We start from the raw sequence: 24483 nt of genomic DNA, 5'->3' as shown, positions 1-24483 counted from the left end.
GGTCAGCGGGGCATCGCTTGGCCCAGTTGTTCGATCAGTTCGCGGGGGACGCCGATGTCGGTCACGGTGACATCGCCGAGGTAGGGCCTTGCCGAGGCGGTCAGGAACCCGCGCTTGACGCCGACGAACGTCACGGTGGCGGTCGCGCGGACGGCGCATCCGAGGGGCTCGCCGCTGTCGCAATCGAGGCCGGAGGGGATGTCGATGGCGAGCACGGGCGTGTCCTGTTCATTGACCCATGCGATGACCTTGTCGAGCGGCGGTCGGACGGGGCTGGCGAGCCCGGTGCCGAGCAGGCCGTCGATGATCAGATCGCACGGCGGCTCATGGACGAGCGCGGCGAGCGGATCGTCGGCGGCCTCGACGATGTTGAGGTTCATCATGCGGACGATGTTGAGGTTGATTTCGGCGTCGCCCTTGTAGGAGCCGAGGTCATGGGTCAGGACGATGGTCAGGCCGATGCCGGCGTTGTGCAGATGCCGCGCGGCGGCAAGTCCGTCGCCGCCGTTGTTCCCGCCGCCGCAGAGAATGAGCACATGCGCCTCGGGCCGAATGTCCGGCCAGCCGAGCATGCGAAGCGCTTGCAGCGCCAGCCCGCGCGAGGCGTTTTCCATCAGCACGATGCCGGGGATGCCATAGTGCTCCATCGCCGCGCCGTCAATGCGGCGTGCCTGCTCGCGGGTGAATACCATCGGGTTCGCTTCGGGGGCCATGTCAGACGTGCTGCTTATGCTGGCTGACGATGCGGCAGGCCTCGCTGACCGCGGCGTCGAGTTTTTCGTTGATGATGAAGTAATCGTACGCTCCGCACTCGCGGGCCTGTTTCATCTCGCGCTTCGCCTCGCTGAAGCGCCGCTGAATCACCGTCTCGTCCTCCCGCGCACGGGCGCGCAGGCGACGGAGAAGCTCCTCCTCGCTGGGCGGGTTCACGAAGATGCACAGAGCTTCGGGCAGGGCGGCCTTGATCTGGATCGCGCCTTCGACGTCGATCTCGAGAATGACATCCCGACCGGCGGCGAGGTTCTCGACGACCGGGCCGCGCGGCGTGCCGTAGTAGTTCGTGAACACCTTCGCATGCTCGAGCAGTTCGCCGTCCATGATCGCCTTCTCGAAGCGCGGCAGATCGACGAAGTAGTAATCGACGCCTTCGGTGTCGGCGGCGGTCTTGGGCCGCGTCGTCATCGACACGCTGAACACCGCCCCGAGGTGCTCGACGAGCTTGTGCGTGATCGTGGTCTTGCCCACGCCCGACGGCCCGGAAATCACCACCAATAACCCGCGCGCCTCACTCATTTCCCATGACTCCCGCATATTGCGCTCCATGCACTAAAAATAACGTCGCCATCCTGACGGCCAACCCGTGCGTGACCTGCTGCAAAATCGCCGAGTTGGGCCCGTCCGCCACCGCCGACTCGATTTCGAGTCCGCGATTGATCGGCCCCGGGTGCATCACGACGACATTCTTCTTCATCCGCGCCAGCCGCGCCGCGCTCAATCCGAACACCGCCGAGTACTCCCGCAGCGACGGGAACGCCTGGCTGGTGATCCGCTCGAACTGCACGCGCAGCATGTTCACCACGTCGATGCGATCGAGCACCGAATCGAAATCGTAATGCACTTCGCAGCCGAGCTTCTCGAACGCCGTGCTGACAAGCGTCGGCGGACCGACGAGCAGCACCTTCGCGCCCAGCTTGTTGAGCCCGATGATGTTCGAGCGGGCGACGCGCGAATGCGCGATGTCGCCGACGATGGCGACCGTCAGCCCGCTCAGATCGAAGTCGGTGCGGCCATAGCGCTGCGCGATGGTGTACATGTCGAGCAGCGCCTGCGTGGGATGTTCATGTTGTCCGTCCCCCGCGTTGACGACCGAGCAGTTGACCGACTCGGCGAGCAGCTTGGGCACGCCGGACTGGCTGTGACGCACGACGATGATGTCCACACCCATCGCTTCGATGTTCCGCGCGGTGTCGACGACCGTTTCGCCCTTGCTGACGCTCGAACCGCTCGACGAGAAGTCCAGCGTGTCGGCGCTCAGGCGGCTGGCGGCGAGATAGAAGCTGCTCTTGGTGCGGGTGGACGGTTCGAAGAACAGGTTGACCACGACCTTGCCGCGCAGCGCCGGAACTTTTTTGATGCTTCGCGTCGACACCGCCTCGAAGCCCCGGGCCGTCTCGAACAGAAAGCGGATGTCCGCGGCGGAAAGCTGCTCGATGCCGATCAGATGCTTGTGAGGCCAGACATAGGGCGCGGCTTTGGCGTTCATGGCCGGCCCTCCGCGGCTTTGCGTGTCGGCCGGGGGAACATCACGATCTCGTCATCCGGGTCCGTCGGCGCCAGCCGCACCTCGACCAGTTCGTCCGAATCCATCGCCACGCGCTGCCCGACAAAATCCGGCGCGATCGGCAGCTCCCGCCCGCCCCGATCAACCAGCACCATCAGTTTGATGCACCGCGGCCGACCGAAGTCCAAGAGCGACTGAATCGCCGCGCGCACGCTCCGCCCGCTCATCAGCACATCGTCCACCAACAGAATGTTCGTCCCGTCCACCGGAAAATCGATCTCCGTCGTCCGCACCACCGGCTGCGGCCCGACCTCCGACAGATCATCCCGATACAACGCGATGTCCACCGACCCCAGATAATCGACCTTGACGCGCTTGGCCAGCCGCTCCGCCAGCACATCGCCCCGGCTCCGAATGCCGACGATCGCCCACGGACGATCCGACTGCTTCATCGCCGCCTCAAGCTCCCGCGCCAGCCGGGCGACCAGTTCCGCCACCTGCTTTTCATCCGCAATCACACGCATGAACCATACCTTTCGAGTTGCCCATCGTAGCCGACCCGGCGGGTGACGCCAAACACGCGCACGACTTGGGGATGGGCCGTCGATTTGTGACAGGCGGGGGGACTTAAGTCCCCCCGCCTCATGAGAATCGGGATCAAACGCAAACGCTCCTCATGGGTTCATTCATCAATCAGCTTCGCATCCGCGACGATGTTGATGGGGATCTGCACTTCGTCGACGGCCTGGCCGATCTGGTCGGTGACGGTGAGTTTGAGGTTGTATTTGCCGACGCCGAGGCGCGCGGGCAGGGCGACGACCTGGATGATGAAAAAGTCGCGGCGGCGATTGCGCGAGCGGTCGATGATCTCCGTCGGCGCGATGCGCCACACGGGCAAACCGTCCGCCTGATTGTAAAGGACAAGCTGCTGCGTGAGACTCACTTCGTAAAGTCCGTCCGAGTCGATGCGCGGCTTGAAGTTCTCCAACTCCGCATACACGATCGCGCGCTGCTCCTGACCGGCGAGGAACGTGTTGGACTTGAACGGCGTGAAGACGCCGTAGCCGTTGACGCGCGTGCACAGGTTGGCGTTGAGCAGCTTGAGCGTCTTGTGGCCGGAGCGCAACTGTTCGAGCAGTTCATCCGCGGCGATCTGAAGATTCTGGCGATCCTCCTCCGGGCTCTTGCCCAGCGAGCGGCCGAGCATCGTGAACGCTCGCTGATAGGCGAGCACGATCTGCCGATCCTCCGGCTTCAGGGACGCCATGTCCTTTTCCGTCAGCTCACGCCGCGGGTCCAGCAGCGTCAGCGCCGCATCCGAAATGTACGGCTTGAGCCCGTCGCTCCCGCTCGACGCCGAGGCGCGCAACTGCGCATCCAGCGCCTCGATCATCTGCGCCGGCGTCATCGCCTTGGGCTCCTTCGCCGTCGCCACGGGCGCGGGGGCGGTCGCCGGCTCGGCGGGTTTCTCCGGCGCCGTCGTCTTGGGCGTGGACGGGTCGGCCTTCTTGAGATTCGGGTTCGCCGCATCACCGCCGCTGTTCGGCGCGGGCGTCGTCCAGTTCACCTCGACGTTCTGCCGCGGCGGCGGTGCATTCTCGAGGCGCTGCGCAAATTGATCCGCATCGGTATTGAGCTTCTGAGCGGGCGTGGCCTGCGCGGCGGGCTTGGCCGGCGGGGGCGTCGTCTGACACGCCGCTAAAAGCAGCGCGATCAAAACGGCGGGCACGAAACATCGGAAGGGGATATCGAACATGAGATGCCTCCGCATCGTCGCCCTGTTGCATCCTGCGGGCGGTTCGAGGTCGAATCGATCGTCAGATCGTAGTCTACTTCATTTGATGGTATCGGCAAACTGCACGACAAAACGCTCAAGATTCCGCGTCGGATCGCCGAAACCGGACTTGGCCCGCTGGTCGAGCGAGACGATCTGGTCGAAGAGCTTGGCCGCACGGTGCGGTCCGAGCCGGCGCGCCGCCGACATGAACGGCCGCGAGCGGTCGCCCCACATTTTCAGCGTCCCGCAGATGCTCGCATCGCCCTGACCGGCGGCGAGCATGGCCGTCGCCTGACAAAGCTTGCGCATCAAGTCCGCCACGAAATACCCCACCAGCACGTCCGCCTGTTTCGCCAGATCCGTCAATTCGTGCAGTTTCGTCATCGCCGCCGCCGCGTTCCCCGAGAGCACCGCTTCCTGAATCGCCCATGCCGCCTCGTCGCTCGCCCGGCCGACGAGCACATCGACCTGTTCCGCCGTGATCGACCCGCCCGCCGGGACGCCTGCCGCGAGCTTGGCCAGCTCGCTGTCGATGCGACCCAGGTCCACGCCGACATGCTCCAACAGCGTCCGCGCCGCGTTGGGCTCGATGGCGACGCTGTATTTCTTCTTGCAGTATGCGACGGTCCATTTCATCGTGTCCGCCTCGCTGGGCGGGTCGCATTTGACGAACTGGCCGACTTTTTCGATGGCCTTGTCGATGTTGCCCTTGTTCCACTTGTCCGCCCGCAGGACGAGCGTCGCCGTATCCTCGGGCGAATCCACATAGCGCGTCACCGCCTCGCGATGGTTCTTGACGAACTCGTCCGCCGCGTCGACGACGATCATGCGATGCTGCTGCATCAGCCCGAAGCTGCGCAGCTCGTCGAACACATCGGACAGCGAAGCCGTCTTGCCGTCGCAGCGGACGGTCTCGACTTCCGAGCCGGTCTTGGATTCGATGGCGGCGCGAAGCTGCTGAAGGTAATAGGTGCGCAGGAAGTCCTGCTTGCCGTGAAACACGACGACGCGCTCGGCGCCGGTGAACGCAGGCGGGCCGGAGGATTTGGCTGTGGAGCGTCGGGCCATGGCGTGATTCTACACGAAGCGTCGGGCTTCTTACTCCTCCCCCTTCCAGGGGGAGGCGGGGTGGGGGTAAGACACATCAGTCCACGTTTGCGATCGCATCGATGCGGAAGCTGAATTGACTGATACGCCTCACCCTCCCCCAGCCCCCGCCCTCAAGGGCGGGGGTTTACGACTTGACCAGCAGCACGACGACATGACACGCGATCGAGCGGTTTTCGCCGAGGGAGTCGACTTTTTCGTGGGTCTTGCCCTTGATGTTGACCTGCGAGAGATCGCAATGGAGCAGGCGGGCGAGGTTCGATTTGATCTTTGCCTTGTGCGGGCTGAGCTTGGGGCGCTGCAGGATCACGGTGATGTCGATGTTGCCGATCGCATACCCCGCGGCTTCCATGCGCTTGACCGCTTCTTCGACGAAGATGACGGAGTCGGCGCCTTTCCACTTCGGATCGTTGTCGGGGAAAAGCTGCCCGATGTCATCGAACCCGAGCGCGCCGAGGATCGCGTCGACGACCGAGTGATACACGACGTCGCCGTCGGAGTGCGCATCGCATCCGCGATCGTGTTCGAGCTGCTCGCCGCCGACGATGAGCTTATGCCCGGGTTCGAGGCGGTGCAGGTCGAAGCCGTGGCCGATGCGGTAAGGTTGGTGAGGGATCGACAAAGTGAAGTCTCTATGAAGGGCAAATGACCAATGACCAAGCACCAATGACCAAGGGAATGTTCAAAGTCCCAATGTCAAAATGAAAGGCCGCAGGCCGTTCCTTCATTGGTCATTGGGATTTGGTCCTTGGTCATTCTCATTTCAAACCATATTCCTTGAGCTTCCGATACAGCGTCCGCTCGCCGATGTTGAGCAATTTCGCGGCTTGTTCGCGATTGCCGCCGGTCATGCGGAGGGTGTTGCGGATGGCTTGTTTTTCGATTTGTTCGAGACTCAGGCCGGCCAGGCCGTCGAGCGAATCGCCCGATGCGGCGGCGTCGCCGGCGGCGCGAATCTCCGGCGGGACATGATGCAGTTCGATCGTGTCGCCGTCGGCGATGACGACCATGTTCTGCACGACGTTGAGAAGCTGCCGCACATTGCCCGGCCAGGGATACTGCATCAGTGCCATCTGCGCCGGCTCGCTGATGTTGCGGACGGGCTTGTTCATCGTCTTGGCGAAGCGTTCGATGAAGCTGTGGACGAGAAGCGGGATGTCTTCGCGGCGCTGGCGGAGCGGGGGCAGGTGGATCTCGACGCCGCGGATGCGGAAGTAGAGATCTTCGCGGAATTTTCCATCGGTGATGAGCTTCTGAACATCGTGATTGGTGGCGGAGATGAGTCGGACATCGACATGGCGCGGGGCATTGTCGCCGACGCGGACGACTTCGCCGCTTTCGAGCACGCGCAGGAGCTTGGCCTGCATGTCCATGGGCATGTCGCCGATTTCGTCGAGCAGGAGCGTCCCGCCGTCGGCGTACTCGAAGACGCCCTCGCGTTCGCGCTCGGCGCCGGTGAAGGCGCCCTTCACATGTCCGAAGAGTTCGGATTCGAGGATCGAAGCGGAGAGGCCGGCACAGTTGAGCGGCTTGAAGGGTTTTTTGGCGCGGTTGGAATTGGCGTGAATCGCGCGGGCGATGAGTTCCTTGCCGGTGCCGGATTCACCGGTGATGAGGATCGGGATGTCGGAGGCGGCGACCTGTCGGACGGTGGTGAGGATGCGCTGGATGGCGGGGCTGTGGCCGATGATGCCTTGCAGGCCGAAGCGTTCGTCGACCTGCTGGCGGAGCTCGGTGTTCTGATTGCGGAGGATAACGGTCTGAGCCGCCCGATTGACGAGATTGCGGAAAACGTCGAGGTCGAGGGGCTTTTCGATGAAGTCGTAGGCCCCGCCGCGGAGGGCGGCCTTGGCGGTGGGTACGTCGCCGTGCGCGGTGACCATGATGACCTCGGCATTGGGCTGGGTCTCGGCGGCGACCTTGAGCACCTTCATGCCCGCATCCTCGCCGTCCATCACCAGGTCCGTCACGATCACGTCAAACGCCCCGTGCCGCAGTTCATCCGCGGCGGCGGTCGAGTCGTGCACGAGGGTGCACACGTGGCCGAGTCGCTGAAGCGCTTCGGCCATGACCTCGGCGTGCGCGACTTCGTCGTCGACGATCAGAATCTGAGCACTGACTGGTTCGCTTGGCTGACTCATCGCCCACTACTGTAGGCGCCGTCGCGGAACTGGCAAGTGGGCGCGATCAGCGGGGCGAATGCATGGGTTCGCCGGTCCGATGCACCGCGTCCGAAGTGCCGATGCGGGTCTGCACGATGCGGAACAGCAGATAGCCGCCGCCCAGATAGCAGGCCGCCAGATACGTGCTCAGCAGGACGATGCCCATGTGGTCACCCGTTCTTGGGCCGGCGGGGCCGACGTTGTGTGGTGCGTTGCATGATGTTCGCCTCGATGTGATGTGCGTGATGCACATGAAACACCATCGGCCGCGCACGTCGGACCCGTGCAGATTTTGCGGCGGGCGAAAGTCCGTCGTCGGTTATTTGGGGCAATAGATTGACTGAAAGTAGAGCAGGTCGGCGCTGCCGGGGGCGGGGGTGAAGAACCAGGTGATCTCCATCGTGAACGGATCGCGATGCTTGTAGTATTCGACGTGCGTGTCGGCGAAGCCGATGTTGACGCCGTCCAGATGCCAGGTGGCGGGCCAGTCGGTCCAGTTGCCGCCGGTGGCGGGGATGACCCATGACCCGGTGTTGGATCCGCGCGGGTCCTGATCGCCGAGGAAGACCATCGTGCGCGCCGGCTGCTTGAACCCGGTGATGCGCGTGATGGAGAAATGCGGCGTATCGCCGCCGGCGTACTCGCTGAACGAGTAGCTGCGGTAATAGGGCGGGCAAGGCACGTAGGTCGTGCCGTTGAAGCTCATGTTGCGCCGGTCGGAAGGGCATTTGTAGACGCTGGTCTGACCGATGTATTTGTAAAGTTTGCCGTCGAGGATGTTCTGAAGCTTGTCGGGATTGGAGCTGCGGGCCCATGCGTTGGCGACGCTGGTTTCGGCGCCGACGAGTTCCTGCTTGTTGTCCTGCGCGTACATGGCCCATGCGATGATGATCTGCCGCTGCTGGGAGCTGCACGCGGTGATGCGGGCGATGGCGCGCGCCTTGGTGAGCGAGGGGAGCAGGATCGCGATGAGCAGGGCGATGATGGCGACGACGACGAGGAGTTCGATGAGCGTAAAGGCGCGGTGCGAATCGCGCCCCGCACATGAATACGTTTCGAGATGGGTGGGTGTTGTATTCATTTGCGACGACGCATCGTGACCAGTCCGATCAGCGCCAATCCGCCGGGCAGCGCGGCCGGGGTCGGGGCGGCGACGGCGAAGACGACGTCCGACAGCTCCAGCCCGTTGGCGCCGTTGGACCCGCCGCCGAAGAATTGCACCTGAATCGTATCACCGAAATCGGAGGCGAGGAACAGAGGGTTGAAGCTGTTGTACTGCCACACGGAGGCGGTGCCGTTGAAGGTGATGTTCGTGGCGGCGAGGATGGTGCGGTTGTCGGTGATGTTGACGATTTTGACGGTGGGCGTGGCCTGGCCGGAGCCGGGAAGGCGATACGAGGCGAAGAAGTCGAGCAAGCCGGCCTGCGTGACGTCGAACGAGTTGGGCAGCGTCAATTCCGCGGTCAACGTGACTTGGCCGGCGGAGTCGTTGACTTCGATGCCGCCGCGGATGTTGATCGCTGTCGTCGCCGCATCGTTGTCGTGGTCATAGGTCGAGCTGACGGAACGGGCGCCGGCGCCGGAGGAATTGTAGAGTTCGAAGGTGCCGCCGGTGGTGTCGAACCAGTGGGGCGAGACGCCGGTCGAAGTCGGCAGGGAGGAACCGTTGAACAGTTCGTCGATGAGCACATCCGTGCCGGAGGCGTTGGTAGGCACGGCGCGGTGGACGCCATAGGTGACTTGATCGACGTGGGCCTGTCCGGAAGTTTTCAGCGCGACTTTAATGGTTTCACCCGGATCGATTTGAAGCGCAGCGACCTGAACACGGGTCCAGACGGAGGTGGACCCGCCGCTTGTCGTTCCGGTGGCGATGACGCCGGAACTGGAGCCGGTCACGGTGTAGGTCACCGGGTCGCCGGCGGTGCGCTGCCAGAAGTCGAAGGCCAGATCGCCGCGGACATCGTTGGCGTTGGTCACGATCTGCCAGTTGTCGACGTTGGCCTGCGAGGAGTTGAGCTCCAGGTGTTGGCCGGTCGGATTGCCGTCGGTGCCGTTGGTGGGTGAACTCGTGAATCCTTGCGCCCAGATTTCCAGCTTGTTGTCATTGGCGTCGGTACTCCAGCCCGGCACGGTGGCGGCATTGACCTGACTGAACGATGCGCCGACGTTGGGCGTCTCGAATTCACCGTTGACGATCAGATTCGTCGGCGCGGCGAAGGTCGAGGACGAAGCGACGAAGGCGAGGCCCATCGCGGCGGTCACCGAAGCGGCGCGACGCACGCCGCGGAATCGCAGCGCCACGATCAGCACCAGCAACACCAACCCCGCCGGCAGCGCCCCGGGCGTCGGGATCAGGAAGAACTCCAGTTCGCCCAGCGCGTGCTGGGTTCCGCCGGTCGCCAGCGCGACGTAGCGGTAGCTGATGAAGTAGTCGGTCACGGCGTAGTCGATGCCGGCGTCGAACTCGATGGTCTGGCTTCGGCCGGTCCACATCGTCGTCGCGGCGTTCTGTTCGAAAACGGTCGTCCAGTTCGTGCCGTCGTTGGAGCCCTGAATGAGCCAGTGGATCGGATCGCGGGCGGGGGTGTCATTGCTGGAGGTGACGGTGAATTTGTCGAGCTTGCCGCCGGAGGCGAAGGTCGCGCCGACGAACAGGAAGCCCTCGCTGGGCGTGCTTACGCCATCGCAGCACCATTTGTCACTCGTCGGCCCGGTGCGATTGTCGAAGACGTTGAACGACTGCTCGGGGGCGCCGAAGCCGGGCTTGTTGTTGGAGAAGAAGGTGGCGTTGTAATTGACGTTCGCATCGGCGGCCCCGTTGTTCTCGGGGTCGGTCGAGTCGCCGCCGATGAGGCCGGAGCGGAAGTGACCGGCGTTGACGGCGTAGGTGCTGCGCAGGTAGTCGAGGACGGTGTAGTTCTCGTCGGCGGTCAGGACGCGATTGAAGATGATGACCTCGGCGATCTGGCCGTCGAAGAAGCGGCCGTTGTACGGGGAATCCGCGTCCTTTCCATTGCCCAAGGCGAACGTGGCATAGTTCTGGTTTGCGGCGGCGACGGAGGTGACGATGTGCGGCGTGTTGACGACGTAGGGGTCGCCGATGTGACCGTTGATGGCAAAGGTACCGGTGCCGCCGGCGCCGGAGAAATCGTTGCCGTCCTGGCCATGACCGGGTGAACGGTAAAAGCTGGTGTCGTTGAGGCGGATGTCCAACTGATCATTGCCATTGGATACGACGCCCTTGAGCGACCCGCCGGTTTCAGCGTTGGTGACGACGAAGATCGTTCTTGCGGAGACGTTGGCGCCGGCGGCGGCGAGATAGTCGCCGTTGGCCTGTCCGTTGGCGCCGTCGAAGTCCACGACGGATTGGCCGTTGAACTGCGAATCGGAGGCGACGAAGATCGGCTGCTTGGCGGCGCTGCCTTGGGTGAGCGAGCCCCATGCCGACACGGACGCGCCGTCGCTCAGCGCCAGGTCGCCGGCTTTTAAGCGCAGCGAGATGGAGCCGATGTCGGTGATGACATCCGCATTCGCGGCGGCGGTCAGGGCGGTCAGCAGCAGGGCGGACAGGGTCGTGATTTGTCGGGTGATACGCATGACTGATTCTCCATTCGGGGTTCTCATTTCGGGCCTCGCTCTCGGTGAGACTCATTCTGGATTTGCCGGTTTCGCCGGCGTCGGACGCGGCGCCGGTGCCGCGATTTTCTGAATTTCTTCATGGCTCAGAGCGCGGTTGTAGATCGCCAGCTCGGCGATCGCGCCAAGCAGCGCGCGCTGGGCCGGCGGCTGGCTCGACTCCGGCAGCCATCCGCCGATGTGCGCCGCGCCGGGCTGGACACGCACCGCGTGCGCGATCGGTTGCTCGCCGATCAGTTGGCCGTCGCGGTAGGCGCGCATGAGTCCGTGCTCCGTGTCGTACGTCATCGCCAGGTGCATCCACTTGTGAAGCTGATCGGCGGTGACGGCGTCGGGGAAGGCGTAGCGATGATCGCCGGCGAGATCGAAAACCAGGTCGCCATTGCGTTCAATCTGCCAGTGCACGCGGGACCCGCCGCTGTCGCTCATGAGCAGCCCGTTGAAGTCGGGGCCGAGGGCATCGAGCCGGACGCGCACGGCGAATGTGCAGGCCTTGTAGCTGTCGCGAATCGGAAGCGCCACCAGATCCGCCCCGCTGGCGATGCGCAGCCCCCGCATGCCGTCGACCTCCGTCATCCGGGCGTTTTCGAAGGCCGCGTCACCGGCGTACCTGGGACCGATCAGGTTCACGGCATAGTCGTCGGCTGAATTCAAATCGAACCGGTACCAGACGCTCAATCCCACGCGCACCGGCGTCGTCGGCATCGCCCGGCCCGTGCGGACGAGCGTCCAGGTCCGCGCATCGTCCACATCCAATTTCCCCAGCGTGTCGCCGCCGGTGATGCTCCATCCGTCGCCGGCCTTGACCCATGTGGCGTACTTGTCTTCGTGCCGCACTTCGACGAGGCCCTGCCGCACGTAGCCGTACACGTTCCCGTCGGCGGTCCGCACAACGTCGAATTGCGTACCCAGATCGCGGACGGACCAGTCGCCGGGCAGGTCGATGGTGAACCCGCGCGCCTGCTCGGGCACATACGCGCTGAGCCAACCGGATTCGAGACTCGCCCGGTTCTGATCGGTCATGCGCATATTGCACGGCGCGCACAGGTCCACGACCGCACCGCTGTTGAAGAGCACCTGCGTGGAGCCCGATTCGAGACGCATCAGGCCCGTCGAAATCTGGTCGCCCTGCTGGCTGTCGGCGTTGACGATCGACCCCTGTCCCCAAGCCGTGTCGTGCATCTGCGTCAGAACCGCCACGGAGCGCACGCGCGTCAAATCCGTCTTCGTTGCGTCGCCCAGCGGGCGATACATCACCGCCAGCGCCGCCATGAGCACGATCGCCGCCGCGATCCCGAACCACGTCGCCCGCCGCCGCGGATAGACCATCAGCCGACGCGCCGGCACGGTCGCCGTCCTGGCCTTGACCGCGTGCATCCGCTTCATCACGCGCATCTGATAAAGCATTTCGACGAACGCCCGCCGCGCCTCGTCGCCTTCGCGGAGGAGGTCTTGCAGCGCCGCATGGTCGGCGTCATCGAGCAGACCGTCGCGATAGCGCAGGCAAAGTTCGTAGAGCTGTTCAGACATGGCGCTTCTCCATGTCCGCCAGGCGCAGCCGCACGCAGTTGGCCAGCGTGCGATGGGCGCGGCTGAGGGTGACGTACACCGTATTGAGCTTTTGGCCGACGACGTCCGCGAGCTTCTGGCCCGACAGGTCGTCCTGATAGCGCAGCTCGACGAGCCGGCGGATGTTCGGCGCGAGCTGATCCATGCACTGACGCAGGGCGTCCATCGTGTCCGTGCTTCCGTTGGCCGGAAGCTCATCGAAATGGCCTTCGAGCCGGTCGATCACATCGTCATCGAGGCGGCGGGGCTGACGCACGAGTTTGCGGATGGCTTCTTTGGATTTGTTGCGGGCGGTCACGCGAAGCCAGCGGACCAGATGGTGCTCATCGGCGATGGCGATGCACTGTTCGATCGCGGCGGCGAAAGTCTCCTGAAACACGTCCTCCGCGGCGTGATCGTCGTTGACGATGGCGTGAATATAGGCCAGCAGGCGATCCTGCTCACGCAAACCGATGCGAACGACGTCCTGTCGGCTCATGCCCATGGAAATGCCTCTCAATGGGCCTATGACCATCGCGGGGGCGCTTTGTACAGGGCCGCGAAAATATTTTTTGACTTTTTTTCGGCCTCAAAATGCCAAACTTCGGCGGCCGGTCAGTGACTGACCGCGTAAACGAGCAGATTGACGTTGACCTGCCGGGCGACTTTCACCTCGTTGCCCCCGCAGCAGCAGCAGTTGCCCCCGGCGTTGGCCGTATCGTTGAGTCCTTCGGGGCTGAATACGACGGCGATCCGCCCGTTGATCGTCAGACCGTAGAGCGTCGCCTGCACGGACCGCGACTTGGTCGGCAGTTCATTGATGTCGTAGACGGTATGAAAGATCGGATGCTTGAAGGGGATGGGCTCGAGCTTCAGATCGGGGAAGACTTCGCCGATCTCGCGGCGGAAGCTTTCGTTCCATTCCGGGGCGCTGCATCCGGCGGACGCCAGCAGGAATCCGCCGCCGGCAAGATACTGCTTGAGCGATTTGCGCTGTGCTTCGGTGAAGGTGAACTCGCCATTGCCGCTCATGACCGCGAACGGATGCGCAAATAAATCCTCGCTCTCCATGCGCACCATGTCAAAATGCTGCGCCGTCCAGATGTTCGTCCGTTGCTGTACGTCCGCCAGGAAATGGTCTGAGAAGCACACGGACGACTTGTTGTCGCCGTAGATCAGATTCGCGCATCGCACGACACCCGGTCGATCCTCGTGTCCGTCGTTCTCCGCCGCCAGCGCCGCCGTCAGAACGCACAGCAGGGCGGCCAAGCTCAGAAGCGATCGCTTCATGGATGATCCTCCGCGAGTCGACGGAAGTAGTCCTCGGCCAGTTGGCGATAGGGGGCGGGCACGCCCGATGTCGCCGCGTTCGTCGTCCTCTCAAGCGTACGCGCGTCCGGGTCGAATTTCTCGGGGCCTTCGCCCGCCGCCTGCGTCGTCGTCGATCGGCCGACCTCGTTGAAGCTGCGCGTGTCGTTGAGTTTCTTCGCGCCCGGCCGGGTCGAATTGGGGTTCGTGTACGGACCGACGAGCCGCGGTTCGCCATTGCCGCCGGTCGTCGACGCGCTGCTCCCGGCCGTCGTGCCCCCTTGCCCATTCGCGCCGGAGCCGGAGCCCTTGCCGCTGCTGCGTCCCTGCCGCGCCCGCGCCATCTGACTGAGGCACTGACCCAGCGCCGAGCGCGACATGTTCAGCGCCCCGTCCAGATCGTCACTCTGACACTGGCTCATGCTCTTGCAATCGGACAGGAGCGATTCGAGCTTTTTCGCCGCGCTGTCCGCCGCCAGCGACGCGACGAATCCCTGTCCGAACGCCGCATGTTCCTCCGCATTCTTCTGATCGCCGGCGATGTCCAGATCGCGGATCGTCATCACGATGTCGATCGCGCTGTCGGACATCTTCGGCAGTTTCGTCACCGACGCCTTCGCCGCCGCCTCCAGCTTGTCGACCGCATCGGTCAGTTCCTGCCGCAGCGCCCGCTGATCCTCGCTCAGTTCGTACATGCGAAGCTGCTGCGCCGGCGTGGGCTCGTCCGTCTCGCTGAACGCCGCGAGCTTCTCCGCCAGTTCCCGCTGACGCTCGGCGATCGACATGATCCGCTCCGACTGCCCCATCATCGCATCCGCCAGCCGCAGCTTCTCCATCTCCGCCGCCGTCCGCTCGTGCTGCTCGCGCTGCGCATCCTCCATTTGTCGATGCTGCTTGAGCTGCCGGATCGCGCGGTCCAGATCCGACGCATCGGGCGTCGTCGCCGCCTGCTGCGCCAACTGTTCCGACCTCTGCCGAAGCTCCTCCTGCACCGGTTTCTCGAAATCGTAAAGCGGATCCTGCTTCGCCCGCTCCGCCATCCTTTTCGCAAGTTCCTCCGACTGCTTCTTGTAGTCCTCGAGCCGATTCCCGATCGCTTCGAGCTGCTTCTTGTCCTCCTCCGTGGGCTTGCCGCCCTGAGCGTCGATCTTCTTCTTGAGCGTTTCCATGTCCTTGATGAGCGTGTCGCGCATCGCTTCGATCCGCCGCATCTGGCTCATCAGACCCTCGAGTTCCTTGAGCACTTCGTCCGCCCGCACTTCCTGCCGGGCGCGCTCTTCGTATTCCGCCTTGCTGATGACGTGAATCTCGAAGATCGGCGTGTCGGTCGAGTGGGGCGTCGGCGGGAAATTGTCGAAGGCCGTGCCGAACCCATAAATGACATCGCCCGCCGCGGCGTCCAGCTCGTCCAGATCGAGCGACGACGCACCCGTCGCATAGGTCGGTCCGCGACGCTCGATCGCCATCGCTTCGATCACCGGCTCCCGATCGCCCAGACGCGCCTGCACCATCACCCGATCGATCGCCACATCGTCCGAAGCCCCGATTTTGACCGGCACTTTCCAACCCACCGGCGCGACCAGCCGAAGGTCCGGCTCCATGAGCTGCACCGTCGGCGGCGCATCCGGCACCGCCTTGATCACGCCCGTCAGCGTCCCCTCGCCCGGCGCGCCGTCCGCCCCGGTCAGCGCGATCGTGTACGACCCGTCGTGCGTGATCTCGAAAGATCCGCTGACGGTCGTCGGATCGCCCGGCGTGGGCAGCAGCGTGAGATTCACCTCGCCCGCCGCCGCCCGCAGCGTCAATGATCCTTCCCGCAAGGGGAGATTGGCCCAAAGCGTCAGCGTCGCGCGCGTGCCGACAAGCGCCTTGATGCCCGCTTCGCCCAGCGCCTGCGTCGTCGTCGGCCATGTCGTGTAAAGCGGATATGCGAGCGTGACGGTCGCCTTCTCGACAATCGGCGTGGGCAGCACTTTCAGTTCGTATTTCCCTGACCGTCCCTCGGGCGTGTCGACGAAAAAGACCTGCGAATTCGTCGCGCGGTCGATCGGCAGGACGAACACGTTCTTGTCCCGCCGCAGCATCGCCGCGCGCGTCCGCTTGTCGCCGTCGACGAAGACGACGCTCGCCTGATCCGGCACGAGGGGGCCGCCCAGCTTGGCGGTGATCGAAGCGGGATGACCGTAGTAGATGTGCTCCGGTCCGGTCGCCACGTCGAACTGAACGAGCGTAAACGGCGGGAGGTCCGCCGTCGGATTCATCAGCCGCGGCAACACCGTCGAAAACACGCGCGGCGCGAGCATGATGAGCACGAGCATCCCCGCCACCGACCCGTTGGCCGCCAGCATCGCCCGCTTCATCGGCCGGCGATTCACGACGCACCCCGGTTTCACCACGCGCGCCGCCGCCTCGCCCTCGCCAATCACCATCCGCCGCAGCGCTTCGCTTGTCGCGCCGTCGGGGGCGTCCATGTCGATGGCGTTGATGAGTCGATTGTCAGCCAGGCCCAACCGTTCTTCGACGAGCCGGGCGATGCGCCGCCGGTCGTAACCATGACGCATCGCGCTTCGCATCAGATAGGCCGTCGCCGCACCCGCCGTCGCGATGAGCAGGGCGTCGAGTCCGATGAGCCCCCAGCTTTCAAGTCCCATCAGTGCGTCAATCGCCACCGCCAGCAGGAACGCCCCCATCAGCGCCGCCGTGACCAACCCCGCCGCGCGCAGCATGTCCAGGCCGCGCACCATCGCGTTCGTCTTCCGCAGCACCGATTCGAGCGTCGCCGCTTTCATCGCCGTACTCCGCTAGAGCCAGCCGCTCTGTCGCCGGACGATCCATTCTAGTCCCGCCCAGACCAGCAGCGTGGCGAGCAGCCACGGCGCATCCCACACATATTCCGCCCGCGGCGGAACGCGCTTGGCCGCCATCTGTCTTTCGAGCTTGTCCGCCAGATCGACCCGCTCGCCCGCCGCGATGAACATGCCCCCCGTCCGCTCCGCCAGATCGCGCATCACCGCCGGCCGCGCCCCGCTCTGTAACCGCTCCAGATCGACATCGTACACGTTGAACTTCCGTACGATCGGCTCCTTCGCCATCGCCGGCGCGTCAAGCCGAACCGACCACACGCCCGCCGCCCGCGGCTCGATCGTCGCCGTCATGCGCGTCGCCACGCCGTCCGTCGACTTGAGCGACAAATGCTGCGCATTGCCCGCCGGGTCGGTGAGCGTGACCTTCGGCTCAAAGTCCGCCGGCGGATTGAAACGGGTCGTCACATCGACGCTCAACGTGTCGCCGAGGCGCACCGATGATCGCCCCAGCTTCATCGCGATCTGCTGCCCCGGCTCCATCTCCCCGCCCGAAGCGAGCCACCGCACGCTGTTGGACCAGAACGCATCGAACACACCGCGGTACTGCTCCGACCCCGGCGGCAGAAAGCTCCATCGCCACAGCCCCTCGCCCAGCACCGCCATCACGCGCCCGCGCCCGTAGTCCATCGTGACGATGACCGGCTGCATGTTCGCGCCTTTGCCGATGCCCGCCAGCGTGATCGTCGCCGGCTTGAGCTTCGCCGTACGCAACACCACCGACAAATTCGGCAACGCCTGCACCACCTTGTCCGCCTCCGCCGCCACGCCCGCGAACGAGAACGCCGGATGACTCGCGCCCGCCGGCGTGAGCGAAAGCGGTTGATCATGCAAAAGCCCCGGCGCCCAATGCACCGGCTCGATGACGCCCAGCGACGCCTCCGCATCATGCCCCGCCGGCGTGACCGGATCGTACGCCCGGCCGCGCGCGAAGATGATGTGCCCGCCGCGCGCAACGTAATCGGGGAACATGTTCATTTTCGCCGGGTCGATCAGCCGCTCGATCCCTCGACCCAGCACGACGATGTCGTATGGCGCGAGTGCGTCCGCCGAGGCCGGCATCTTGACGGACGAATCGCCGCCGCGCGTGACAATCTGTTCGCGCCGCTCGGGAGAGACCTGCGTGATCTGCGTCAGCTCGACGCGCGGATCGGTCCGCAGCGATTGGGCCAGGAACTTGGTATCCCAGAACGGCTCGCCCTCCAGCAATAGCACCTTGACCATCTTCTGTGATACCTGCACGAAGACGCTCTGCTCATTGTTGCTGGTGATCGTTTCGCCGTCGGCCGGCTCGACGCGCAGCTTGTACTCGTAAAGCCCCGGCTCCTTGGGCATGATCGGAATCGGCACGGCGATCGACGCCTTGGCATCGAACGTGATCTTCCTGACGATCGCGCCGCCCGGCAGACCGGGCCCGTTCACATGCAGCACCGTCGACGCGCCATCCATGTCCGTCTGATAGATTTTTGCGATGATCCGCCCCGGTTCGCCTGTGAAAAGCACTTCCTGTGCGGGCAGGGCGACGAGCGCCAGATCGCGCGGCGTGGTCGCATCGCCGACCGCCACGACATGAATCGCGATCTTCTTGGACTGCGCCAGCGCGATGGCCGGCTCCATCGGCGCGTCCTGCGAATCGTGCCCATCGCCGATGAGCAGCAGCGCATCGGCCCCTTCGCCGCCGTACATGTCGATGAGCGTCTGCGTCAGCGCCTGCGCGTAGTCCGTGCGCTTGCCCGTGTCGAGCGACGCATCGTTGCCCGTCAGCGCGGACTTGGTGATCGCCCGCACCGATTCATCGAAGGTGGAGATTCGAAGGTCGTACAGATCGCCGAGGCGCGTCAATTCGTCGGCGTTGAGGTAGTCGTCGATGGCGTTGCGAAGGCGCGTCCGCGGCTGATCGCGATCCTGTGTGAGCATCGAGCCGGAGACGTCCAGGAGGATGCTCAGGCGCGGGCGGGCCGGCGTGGTGGTGACGGCGGGGAGGACGCTGGGGCCCAGGAGAATCGCGCCCAGCACGAGGATGACGATCAGGCGCATGAACCCCAGCAGGGCGGCGCGGAGGGGCATGCGGCGCGCCGCACGGATGTAGATCCACGCCGCCAGGGCCGCCAGCACCAGCACCACCACCGCGACATGCAAGGGAGCCAGCGCGGGGCGCCAGAGGATGTCCAGCGGCGCGAGCATCATCGGCTGTACTTCCGCAAGAGTAGCATTTCGACGGCGAACACGCCCATCGACGCGAGGACGAACCAGTACCACAGCGGCCGACCGCGCAGCTCCAGCGGCACATCGTCGGTCGCGCCATTGACGGCGACGGCCGCGCCCCCGGCTTTGAGTGACGCCTGCAGCACCCGCGGGTCGCTTTGCCGCAAATCGCTCTCGCGCGGATCGGGATTGACGGCCAGGTAGTGCACCGGCCGCTCGCCGTCGAAGATCGTGTAGAACCCGGTCTGAGATGCGTCGGGAAGCGTGAGCGTGGCGGAACCGAGGGTGCTGACGACCTGAATGGGAACGGTGCGATCATCGGGGCCGAGCGCGGTAAAGCGCGAGGACGGATGCGATATTGTGATCGAAAGCGGTTGTCCGGCGAGGCGGGTGTCATTGGACAGATGCTTCGGGCGCAGATGATTCACGAGCGACTGCATCAAGGCGACGAAGACGCCGCGACGGGCCAGATCGCCGAAGCGCGGCGAAGGCGAAAAATTGGCGAGCATGAAGCGGCCGTCGCCGAGGGATATTTCGGCGAGGGCGGGCGTGCGATCGTCGTAGCGGAGCAGGGCGGCGGCGTCAGCGGCGAGCGGACCGGCGGCGTAAGTGTGCGTGATGGGCAACTGGCTGATGGCGAGCTGGCTCAGTTCATCAAAGACATCAAGCGGCGGGCGGGACCATTTGCCTTCGTCGATGTGCACGAGGGCATCCTCGCGCAGCGTCAGCGGCGCGAACGGCGTGAGCCCGTCGGGCAGGGCGGTCGCCGCGAGGGACTGGACGTTGGCCGCCACAGGGCCGGGCCCGGCGAACAGGAGCACGCCGCCGCCGTGACGGATGTAGTTCACCAGCGACCGGACCGCCGTTTCGGGCAGGGGGCCGACGTCGCCGATGAGCACGGCTTGAGCGCTGCGCAATGTCACGTCGGACACGGCGTCGGAACGAAGATGGGTCACCTGCAGCGCATCGGTGGCGTCGCCGCGCGGCGCCAGGGCACGGAGCAGGTAGTAGCTGCTCCCGTCCGGCTGCGACGGATCATCATCGCCGACGACGACGATCGGCACGCGATCGACCGCTTCGACGACGAGGCCGACCGAATCATCGCTCGGCAAATCGTCCGGCGAGACGGATGCGGCGATGCGATGAAACCCCGGTGAAAGCAGCATGAGATCGGTCACGACATCGCGCTGCTCCCATGGGGCAAGCTCGATTTTCGTCGAGGCGACAAGCTGATCATCGACGCGCCATTGCAAGAGCGTCGTTCGCGCGGCGGCGGAGTAGTTCGACAGCGAGGCGCTGGCCTGAGCCGGTCTATTGACAATCGGTTCGGCGGGCACGAGCGTCAGATGCGACATGCCGATATTGGCCGCGTCGTCCCGCGCGACGCCCATGATCGAAAGCGTAATCGGCGCGGGCACTTTGACGGCGACATCGGCCCAGTTGGTGTGCTGAAGGTCGCTGATCACGACGATGCGGCGGGGACCGGTGCGCGCCGCGAGCGAAGTGGCGGCCATGTCGATGGCGGCGGCGAAGTCGGCGCGCTCGGTGGTCGTCGTCAGCTTGTTCACATCGTCGCGAAGCGCCTCGATGTTCAGGATCGGCTCATCGAAGGCGGGTTTGGGGCGAGCGCGGGCGATGATGAGATTGGCGCGATCGAGGCCGGGCGTCAGATCATTGAGCACGCGCAGGGCGGCTGCGCGAATCTGGCTGACGGCGCTGATGCCGGCGGCGATTTGGGCGGTGGAGGCGCTGGCGTCGAGAATGAGCGCGACGGAGGCGCCGTCGCCCGCGTCGGCATCGGCGGCGGCGAGCCAGACGGGACGCGCAAAGGCCATCGCGATCAGCGCGACCGCCAGCGCCCGCAGAAGCAGAAGCAGCGGACGCCGCATGCGAAACAGCTTCGACTGATCGGCGGCGGCGTCGCGGAGGAGCACCAGCGTCGGAAACACGATGCGCCGCCGCGCCCGGCGATTCAGTAGATGCGCAATGAGCGGCAGCGCCGCCGCGCTGACGCCCAGCAGCATCAGCGGTGAAGTCAGCGAAATGACGGCGAGCATCCTCATGTACGGGCGGCTCGCTTGAAAAGGTATTGCTCGAGCGCGGCGTGATAGTCGGCGGCGGTGCTGACAAGGTTGTAGTCGATGCCGCGACCAATCAAGGCGGCGGACCACGCATCGAGAAACGCCCGCATGCGCTGCTGATAGGCGTCGCGGAGATCATCGAGATTGAGCGTGAGACGCTGATCGGTTTCGGCGTCGATGAAGATGGCGGCGTTGTCGTCCGGGAGCGACAGCTCGTCGGGATGGAGCACGTGAAACACGATGACTTCGCCGCCGCGCGCTGTGAAGGCGGACAGCGCCCGCAATGATTCGTCACGATCATCCAGCAGATCGCTGAACACGACGAGCAGCCCGCGGCGGGGCGAGAGGGCGGTCACGCGCGCGATGGCGTCCGGCAGGTCGGCCCGCTCGCCGAGCTGGGTCTTTTCCAAGGCAGTGAGGATGTTCATGACATGCGTCAGCGCCCCGGCGGGCGGGTGATAATGACGCAGGCCGTGACGCGCGATGCCGAAGGCGACCTTGTCCTGCTGACGGGTGAGGAGGAAGGCGATGGCGGCGGCGAGGTGAGCGGCCTGGTCATACTTGCTGAGCGTCCTGGTCGGGCCGTCGCCTCGGTAGGCCATCGATGCGGAGGCATCGACGAGCAGATGCACGCTCAGGTCGGTCTGATGCTCGAAGCGTTTGACGACGAGGCGATCGGATCGGCCGTAGACTTTCCAGTCGATCGCGGTCAGTTCGTCACCGGGCATGTAGGGTCGGTAGTCGTTGAACTCGACGCTCTGTCCGCGCTGCGGCGAGGCGTGTCGCCCGGCGTAGCGGCCTTCGATGGGGCGGCGCGCGGCGAAGCGCACATAGCGCAGGCGGCGCAGATCAGCGGGGCGGAGATATTTGTGGGTCAGTTCGTTCATGATCGCATCGCGCCGCCGGGCGAATCAGGCGTACGCCGGCTCGCGCACTTCGGTGAGCACGTGGCGGATGATCTGCTGCGAGCGGATGCCTTCGCCGGCGGCGTTGTAGTTGGGCAACACGCGATGACGCAGCACCGACTCGGCGGCCTGACGGATGTGCTCGCTCGTCACCGCCGGCCGACCGTCGAGCGCCGCCAGCGCCTTGCCCGCCAGCACCAGGTTCTGCCCCGCCCGCGGCCCCGCCCCCCATTCGACGTACCGCTTCACATAGTCGCCCGCCTCCGCATCGTCCGGCCGGGTCGCCCGCGCGATCGCCACGGCGTACTTGACTACATGCTTGCCCACCGGCATCCGCCGCACGAGTTGCTGCAGCGCCATCATCTGCTCCTGCGTGAACACACGCTCGATCGACACGTCGCGCGGCGAAGTCGTCTGAGCGACGATGTCCTCCTCTTCCGTGCGCGACGGGTAATCGATCCACAAACTGAGCATGAACCGATCGAGCTGCGCTTCGGGCAGCGGATAGGTGCCTTCCTGCTCGATGGGGTTCTGCGTGGCGACGACGATGAACGGCCGGGCGAGCGGGTAACTTTTGCCCATCGATGTCACGTTGTACTCCTGCATCGCTTCGAGCAGGGCGGACTGCGTCTTGGGCGGCGTGCGGTTGATTTCGTCGGCGAGGACGAGGTTGGCGAAGACGGGCCCGTGCATGAATTGCCAATGCCGCCCGCCGGTCGGATCTTCTTGAAGCAGTTCCATGCCGATGATGTCGGCGGGCATCAGGTCGGGTGTGAACTGAATGCGCTTGAACGTCCAGCCGAGGGCCTCGGCGAGCGTTTTGACAAGCAGGGTTTTGGCCAGCCCCGGCACGCCGATGATGAGCACGTGCCCTTCGCAAAACACCGCGGAAAGAAGCTGGCGCACGATGGCGTCCTGTCCGACGATGACTTTGCCGATCTCGGCGGTGAGACGTTGGCAGCCGTCATGGGCTTGTTTGAGCAGGGCGACGTCGGACGGGTCGATCGAAGGTAGTGCGGTGCTCACGTGTGCTCCCGGTTGAAGGGGCGGGCGTCAATTGTTCTGGTCCATGATACCTCTTTCAATCAGACGCTGTCACGATGGTTCCGGTTCACCGTCCGGTATGTATGATGCACGCCATGACCGACCCCGCGACATCCTCGACGACTGGCGAGACGCATCAACGCCGGCGTAAATGGCCGTGGATCGTCGCGGTACTCCTGCTCATCATCACGGCATACGCGACATGGGTCGCCACGGTCAGGCATCAGGTCAATCTCATGCTCTCCGACATCCGGACGCGGGGCGAGCCGGCGAACGCCGCGGAGCTTGATGCGTGGTACGAGCGGGTTCCCGCGGGCGAGCCGAATCAGGCGGAGGCGATCCTTGACGCGCTGACGTACATGTGGATACCCAGCGATGACGACACGCTGGCGAAACTGCCGCTCATTGGGAAGGCAAGTTTGCCGAAGGCGGGCGAGGCATGGCCGCCGGAGGTGCGGGAGGCCGTGGATGATCTTCTGAAAACGGATAGCGGGGCGATTCAACGGCTTGTCGCAGCGCGGGGGATCCAAAAGTCGCGCTACCCGGTGAATCTGTCGCTGGGGTTCATGACGCCGTTGGCCGATCTGTCGCGGCTTCGCACCGCAATCAACCTGCTCGAACTGTATGTGTTGACGCGTATCGAAGACGGCGACGCGGAAGGGGCGATCAACGGCATTGAAGCGAGTGCGGGGCTCGCGCGATCCTTGCAGACGGAGCCCGTGCTGATTGCGCACCTTGTTCGAATCGCGATGGTCGGCATCGTCATACGGGATATCGAGCGTCTGTTGAATAACGCGACGCTGACGAAAGCGCAGCTCGTGCGCCTTGACGATCTGCTCGCACCGATGGATTTGTCAGTACCACTGGCGCGAGCGATGGCCGGCGAATTGGCGATGGGGAATGACATCTTCGCATTGTCGCCGTCCAAGATGATCGGCACCACCGGTATATCGCCCGGCGGCGGACTTGAAGGGGCGATCTTCGCGGCCCATGTCGCCAGCGGCATGATTCACCTCGATCATCTGACGTACCTTCAGATCATGGAGGATTACAAGGCGGCGGCGCAGGAGCCGGAGGAACGGCGCACAGCCGCGATGGAGGCGGTGGAGCGGCGAGCCAATGAATTGGGGGCGTACCCGGCGGTGTTGACGCGACTGATTGTTCCCGGGCTCGCGCGTTCGTTTCTGATCGATCAACGATACCGCACGAGTCTGCGTGTTGCGCGCGTGGTCATTGCGATCGAGCGATATCGCCTTTGTCATGGCAAGCTGCCGATGGTGCTGGATGAATTGACGCCGGAATTTTTACCGCAGGCGCTGATGGATCCGTTCACCGGCAAGCCGCTCATCTACAAGACGACGGCCAACGGCTACGTCGTCTACAGTGTCGGCGAAGACGGCGTGGACAATGGGGGTGTGCGTACCAATCCGGCGGGCAAAGAGTATGAAGCGGGTTCAGACATCTCCATCGAGATCAAGCGATAAGAATATTTGCGATCGCACAGAACCGCATCGCATCCTCGAACGTCTTTTCAATAGTGACAATTCGAAGGGGACGATTGGCGAATA

19 protein-coding genes are annotated in these 24483 nt (G+C 64.5%); 1 reads left to right on the top strand and 18 read right to left on the bottom strand.

From position 1 onward, the window contains the following. Nucleotides 1–2: 2 nt before the first annotated feature. The 18 genes from GC162_18280 to GC162_18195 all read right to left on the bottom strand — a co-directional run bounded on the left by GC162_18280 (nucleotide 3) and on the right by GC162_18195 (nucleotide 22855). A complete protein-coding gene (locus tag GC162_18280; protein ID MBI1370589.1) occupies nucleotides 3–713 on the bottom strand; it encodes an NAD(P)H-hydrate epimerase in 711 nt (236 codons plus the stop codon). Nucleotide 714: 1 nt separating this feature from the next. Next, nucleotides 715–1323, bottom strand: coding sequence for a guanylate kinase (locus GC162_18275; protein ID MBI1370588.1), 609 nt, complete (start codon nucleotides 1321–1323; stop codon nucleotides 715–717). Next, nucleotides 1286–2263, bottom strand: coding sequence for an aspartate carbamoyltransferase catalytic subunit (locus tag GC162_18270; protein ID MBI1370587.1), 978 nt, complete (start codon nucleotides 2261–2263; stop codon nucleotides 1286–1288). The genes GC162_18275 and GC162_18270 overlap by 38 nt, the downstream gene beginning before the upstream one ends. Further along, the gene (gene pyrR, locus GC162_18265) at nucleotides 2260–2805 is read right to left on the bottom strand and encodes a bifunctional pyr operon transcriptional regulator/uracil phosphoribosyltransferase PyrR (protein MBI1370586.1); all 546 of its coding nucleotides are present in this window, start codon (nucleotides 2803–2805) and stop codon (nucleotides 2260–2262) included. The genes GC162_18270 and pyrR overlap by 4 nt, the downstream gene beginning before the upstream one ends. Before the next feature lie 158 nt (nucleotides 2806–2963). Then, on the bottom strand, nucleotides 2964–3689 hold the full coding sequence (locus GC162_18260; protein ID MBI1370585.1) for a hypothetical protein: 726 nt from the start codon (nucleotides 3687–3689) through the stop codon (nucleotides 2964–2966). A gap of 426 nt (nucleotides 3690–4115) precedes the next feature. Then, nucleotides 4116–5126 carry a DNA polymerase III subunit delta gene (gene holA / locus GC162_18255; GenBank protein MBI1370584.1) on the bottom strand — a complete coding sequence of 337 codons (1011 nt, stop codon included), beginning with the start codon at nucleotides 5124–5126 and terminating at the stop codon, nucleotides 4116–4118. Nucleotides 5127–5292: 166 nt separating this feature from the next. Then, complete coding sequence (ispF, locus tag GC162_18250; protein ID MBI1370583.1) at nucleotides 5293–5781, bottom strand: 2-C-methyl-D-erythritol 2,4-cyclodiphosphate synthase; 489 nt, start codon at nucleotides 5779–5781, stop codon at nucleotides 5293–5295. 142 nt (nucleotides 5782–5923) lie between these two features. Further along, nucleotides 5924–7306, bottom strand: a complete 1383-nt coding sequence (locus GC162_18245) for a response regulator (GenBank protein ID MBI1370582.1) — start codon at nucleotides 7304–7306, stop codon at nucleotides 5924–5926. Nucleotides 7307–7646: 340 nt separating this feature from the next. Then, nucleotides 7647–8408 (bottom strand): prepilin-type N-terminal cleavage/methylation domain-containing protein, encoded by a 762-nt coding sequence (locus GC162_18240; protein MBI1370581.1) that lies wholly within the window; start codon nucleotides 8406–8408, stop codon nucleotides 7647–7649. Further along, nucleotides 8405–10924, bottom strand: coding sequence for a hypothetical protein (locus GC162_18235; protein MBI1370580.1), 2520 nt, complete (start codon nucleotides 10922–10924; stop codon nucleotides 8405–8407). The genes GC162_18240 and GC162_18235 overlap by 4 nt, the downstream gene beginning before the upstream one ends. Nucleotides 10925–10975: 51 nt before the next feature. Next, a complete protein-coding gene (locus GC162_18230) occupies nucleotides 10976–12493 on the bottom strand; it encodes a hypothetical protein (GenBank protein MBI1370579.1) in 1518 nt (505 codons plus the stop codon). After that, nucleotides 12486–13046 carry a sigma-70 family RNA polymerase sigma factor gene (locus tag GC162_18225; GenBank protein ID MBI1370578.1) on the bottom strand — a complete coding sequence of 187 codons (561 nt, stop codon included), beginning with the start codon at nucleotides 13044–13046 and terminating at the stop codon, nucleotides 12486–12488. Before GC162_18225 ends, GC162_18230 begins: the two co-directional genes overlap by 8 nt. A gap of 80 nt (nucleotides 13047–13126) precedes the next feature. Continuing rightward, complete coding sequence (locus tag GC162_18220; protein MBI1370577.1) at nucleotides 13127–13801, bottom strand: DUF4159 domain-containing protein; 675 nt, start codon at nucleotides 13799–13801, stop codon at nucleotides 13127–13129. Further along, nucleotides 13798–16608 carry a hypothetical protein gene (locus tag GC162_18215; GenBank protein ID MBI1370576.1) on the bottom strand — a complete coding sequence of 937 codons (2811 nt, stop codon included), beginning with the start codon at nucleotides 16606–16608 and terminating at the stop codon, nucleotides 13798–13800. Before GC162_18215 ends, GC162_18220 begins: the two co-directional genes overlap by 4 nt. A gap of 12 nt (nucleotides 16609–16620) precedes the next feature. Beyond that, the gene (locus GC162_18210) at nucleotides 16621–18867 is read right to left on the bottom strand and encodes a hypothetical protein (protein MBI1370575.1); all 2247 of its coding nucleotides are present in this window, start codon (nucleotides 18865–18867) and stop codon (nucleotides 16621–16623) included. Continuing rightward, a complete protein-coding gene (locus GC162_18205; GenBank protein ID MBI1370574.1) occupies nucleotides 18864–20948 on the bottom strand; it encodes a hypothetical protein in 2085 nt (694 codons plus the stop codon). Before GC162_18205 ends, GC162_18210 begins: the two co-directional genes overlap by 4 nt. After that, nucleotides 20945–21853, bottom strand: coding sequence for a DUF58 domain-containing protein (locus GC162_18200; GenBank protein ID MBI1370573.1), 909 nt, complete (start codon nucleotides 21851–21853; stop codon nucleotides 20945–20947). Before GC162_18200 ends, GC162_18205 begins: the two co-directional genes overlap by 4 nt. A 24-nt stretch (nucleotides 21854–21877) precedes the next feature. Then, complete coding sequence (locus tag GC162_18195) at nucleotides 21878–22855, bottom strand: AAA domain-containing protein (GenBank protein ID MBI1370572.1); 978 nt, start codon at nucleotides 22853–22855, stop codon at nucleotides 21878–21880. A 155-nt stretch (nucleotides 22856–23010) separates the two neighbouring features. Here GC162_18195 and GC162_18190 point away from each other — a divergent pair, with 155 nt between their 5' ends. Continuing rightward, nucleotides 23011–24399 carry a hypothetical protein gene (locus GC162_18190; protein ID MBI1370571.1) on the top strand — a complete coding sequence of 463 codons (1389 nt, stop codon included), beginning with the start codon at nucleotides 23011–23013 and terminating at the stop codon, nucleotides 24397–24399. Nucleotides 24400–24483 lie beyond the last annotated feature (84 nt).

It is taken from the genome of Planctomycetota bacterium, from assembly GCA_016125255.1.
GTDB lineage: Bacteria > Planctomycetota > Phycisphaerae > Phycisphaerales > Zrk34 > RI-421.
Note: the sequence above shows the minus strand (reverse complement) of the source record. Positions and strands in the feature narration are given on the sequence as shown.

What these genes read in the sequence shown, in the direction of transcription:
- GC162_18280 (MBI1370589.1), bottom strand. Translation starts at nt 713, where the DNA reads ATGGCCCCCGAAGCGAACCCGATGGTATTCACCCGCGAGCAGGCACGC.
- GC162_18275 (MBI1370588.1), bottom strand. Translation starts at nt 1,323, where the DNA reads ATGGAGCGCAATATGCGGGAGTCATGGGAAATGAGTGAGGCGCGCGGG.
- GC162_18270 (MBI1370587.1), bottom strand. Translation starts at nt 2,263, where the DNA reads ATGAACGCCAAAGCCGCGCCCTATGTCTGGCCTCACAAGCATCTGATC.
- pyrR (MBI1370586.1), bottom strand. Translation starts at nt 2,805, where the DNA reads ATGCGTGTGATTGCGGATGAAAAGCAGGTGGCGGAACTGGTCGCCCGG.
- GC162_18260 (MBI1370585.1), bottom strand. Translation starts at nt 3,689, where the DNA reads ATGACGCCGGCGCAGATGATCGAGGCGCTGGATGCGCAGTTGCGCGCC.
- holA (MBI1370584.1), bottom strand. Translation starts at nt 5,126, where the DNA reads ATGGCCCGACGCTCCACAGCCAAATCCTCCGGCCCGCCTGCGTTCACC.
- GC162_18245 (MBI1370582.1), bottom strand. Translation starts at nt 7,306, where the DNA reads ATGAGTCAGCCAAGCGAACCAGTCAGTGCTCAGATTCTGATCGTCGAC.
- GC162_18240 (MBI1370581.1), bottom strand. Translation starts at nt 8,408, where the DNA reads ATGAATACAACACCCACCCATCTCGAAACGTATTCATGTGCGGGGCGC.
- GC162_18235 (MBI1370580.1), bottom strand. Translation starts at nt 10,924, where the DNA reads ATGCGTATCACCCGACAAATCACGACCCTGTCCGCCCTGCTGCTGACC.
- GC162_18230 (MBI1370579.1), bottom strand. Translation starts at nt 12,493, where the DNA reads ATGTCTGAACAGCTCTACGAACTTTGCCTGCGCTATCGCGACGGTCTG.
- GC162_18225 (MBI1370578.1), bottom strand. Translation starts at nt 13,046, where the DNA reads ATGGTCATAGGCCCATTGAGAGGCATTTCCATGGGCATGAGCCGACAG.
- GC162_18220 (MBI1370577.1), bottom strand. Translation starts at nt 13,801, where the DNA reads ATGAAGCGATCGCTTCTGAGCTTGGCCGCCCTGCTGTGCGTTCTGACG.
- GC162_18215 (MBI1370576.1), bottom strand. Translation starts at nt 16,608, where the DNA reads ATGAAAGCGGCGACGCTCGAATCGGTGCTGCGGAAGACGAACGCGATG.
- GC162_18210 (MBI1370575.1), bottom strand. Translation starts at nt 18,867, where the DNA reads ATGATGCTCGCGCCGCTGGACATCCTCTGGCGCCCCGCGCTGGCTCCC.
- GC162_18205 (MBI1370574.1), bottom strand. Translation starts at nt 20,948, where the DNA reads ATGAGGATGCTCGCCGTCATTTCGCTGACTTCACCGCTGATGCTGCTG.
- GC162_18200 (MBI1370573.1), bottom strand. Translation starts at nt 21,853, where the DNA reads ATGAACGAACTGACCCACAAATATCTCCGCCCCGCTGATCTGCGCCGC.
- GC162_18190 (MBI1370571.1), top strand. Translation starts at nt 23,011, where the DNA reads ATGACCGACCCCGCGACATCCTCGACGACTGGCGAGACGCATCAACGC.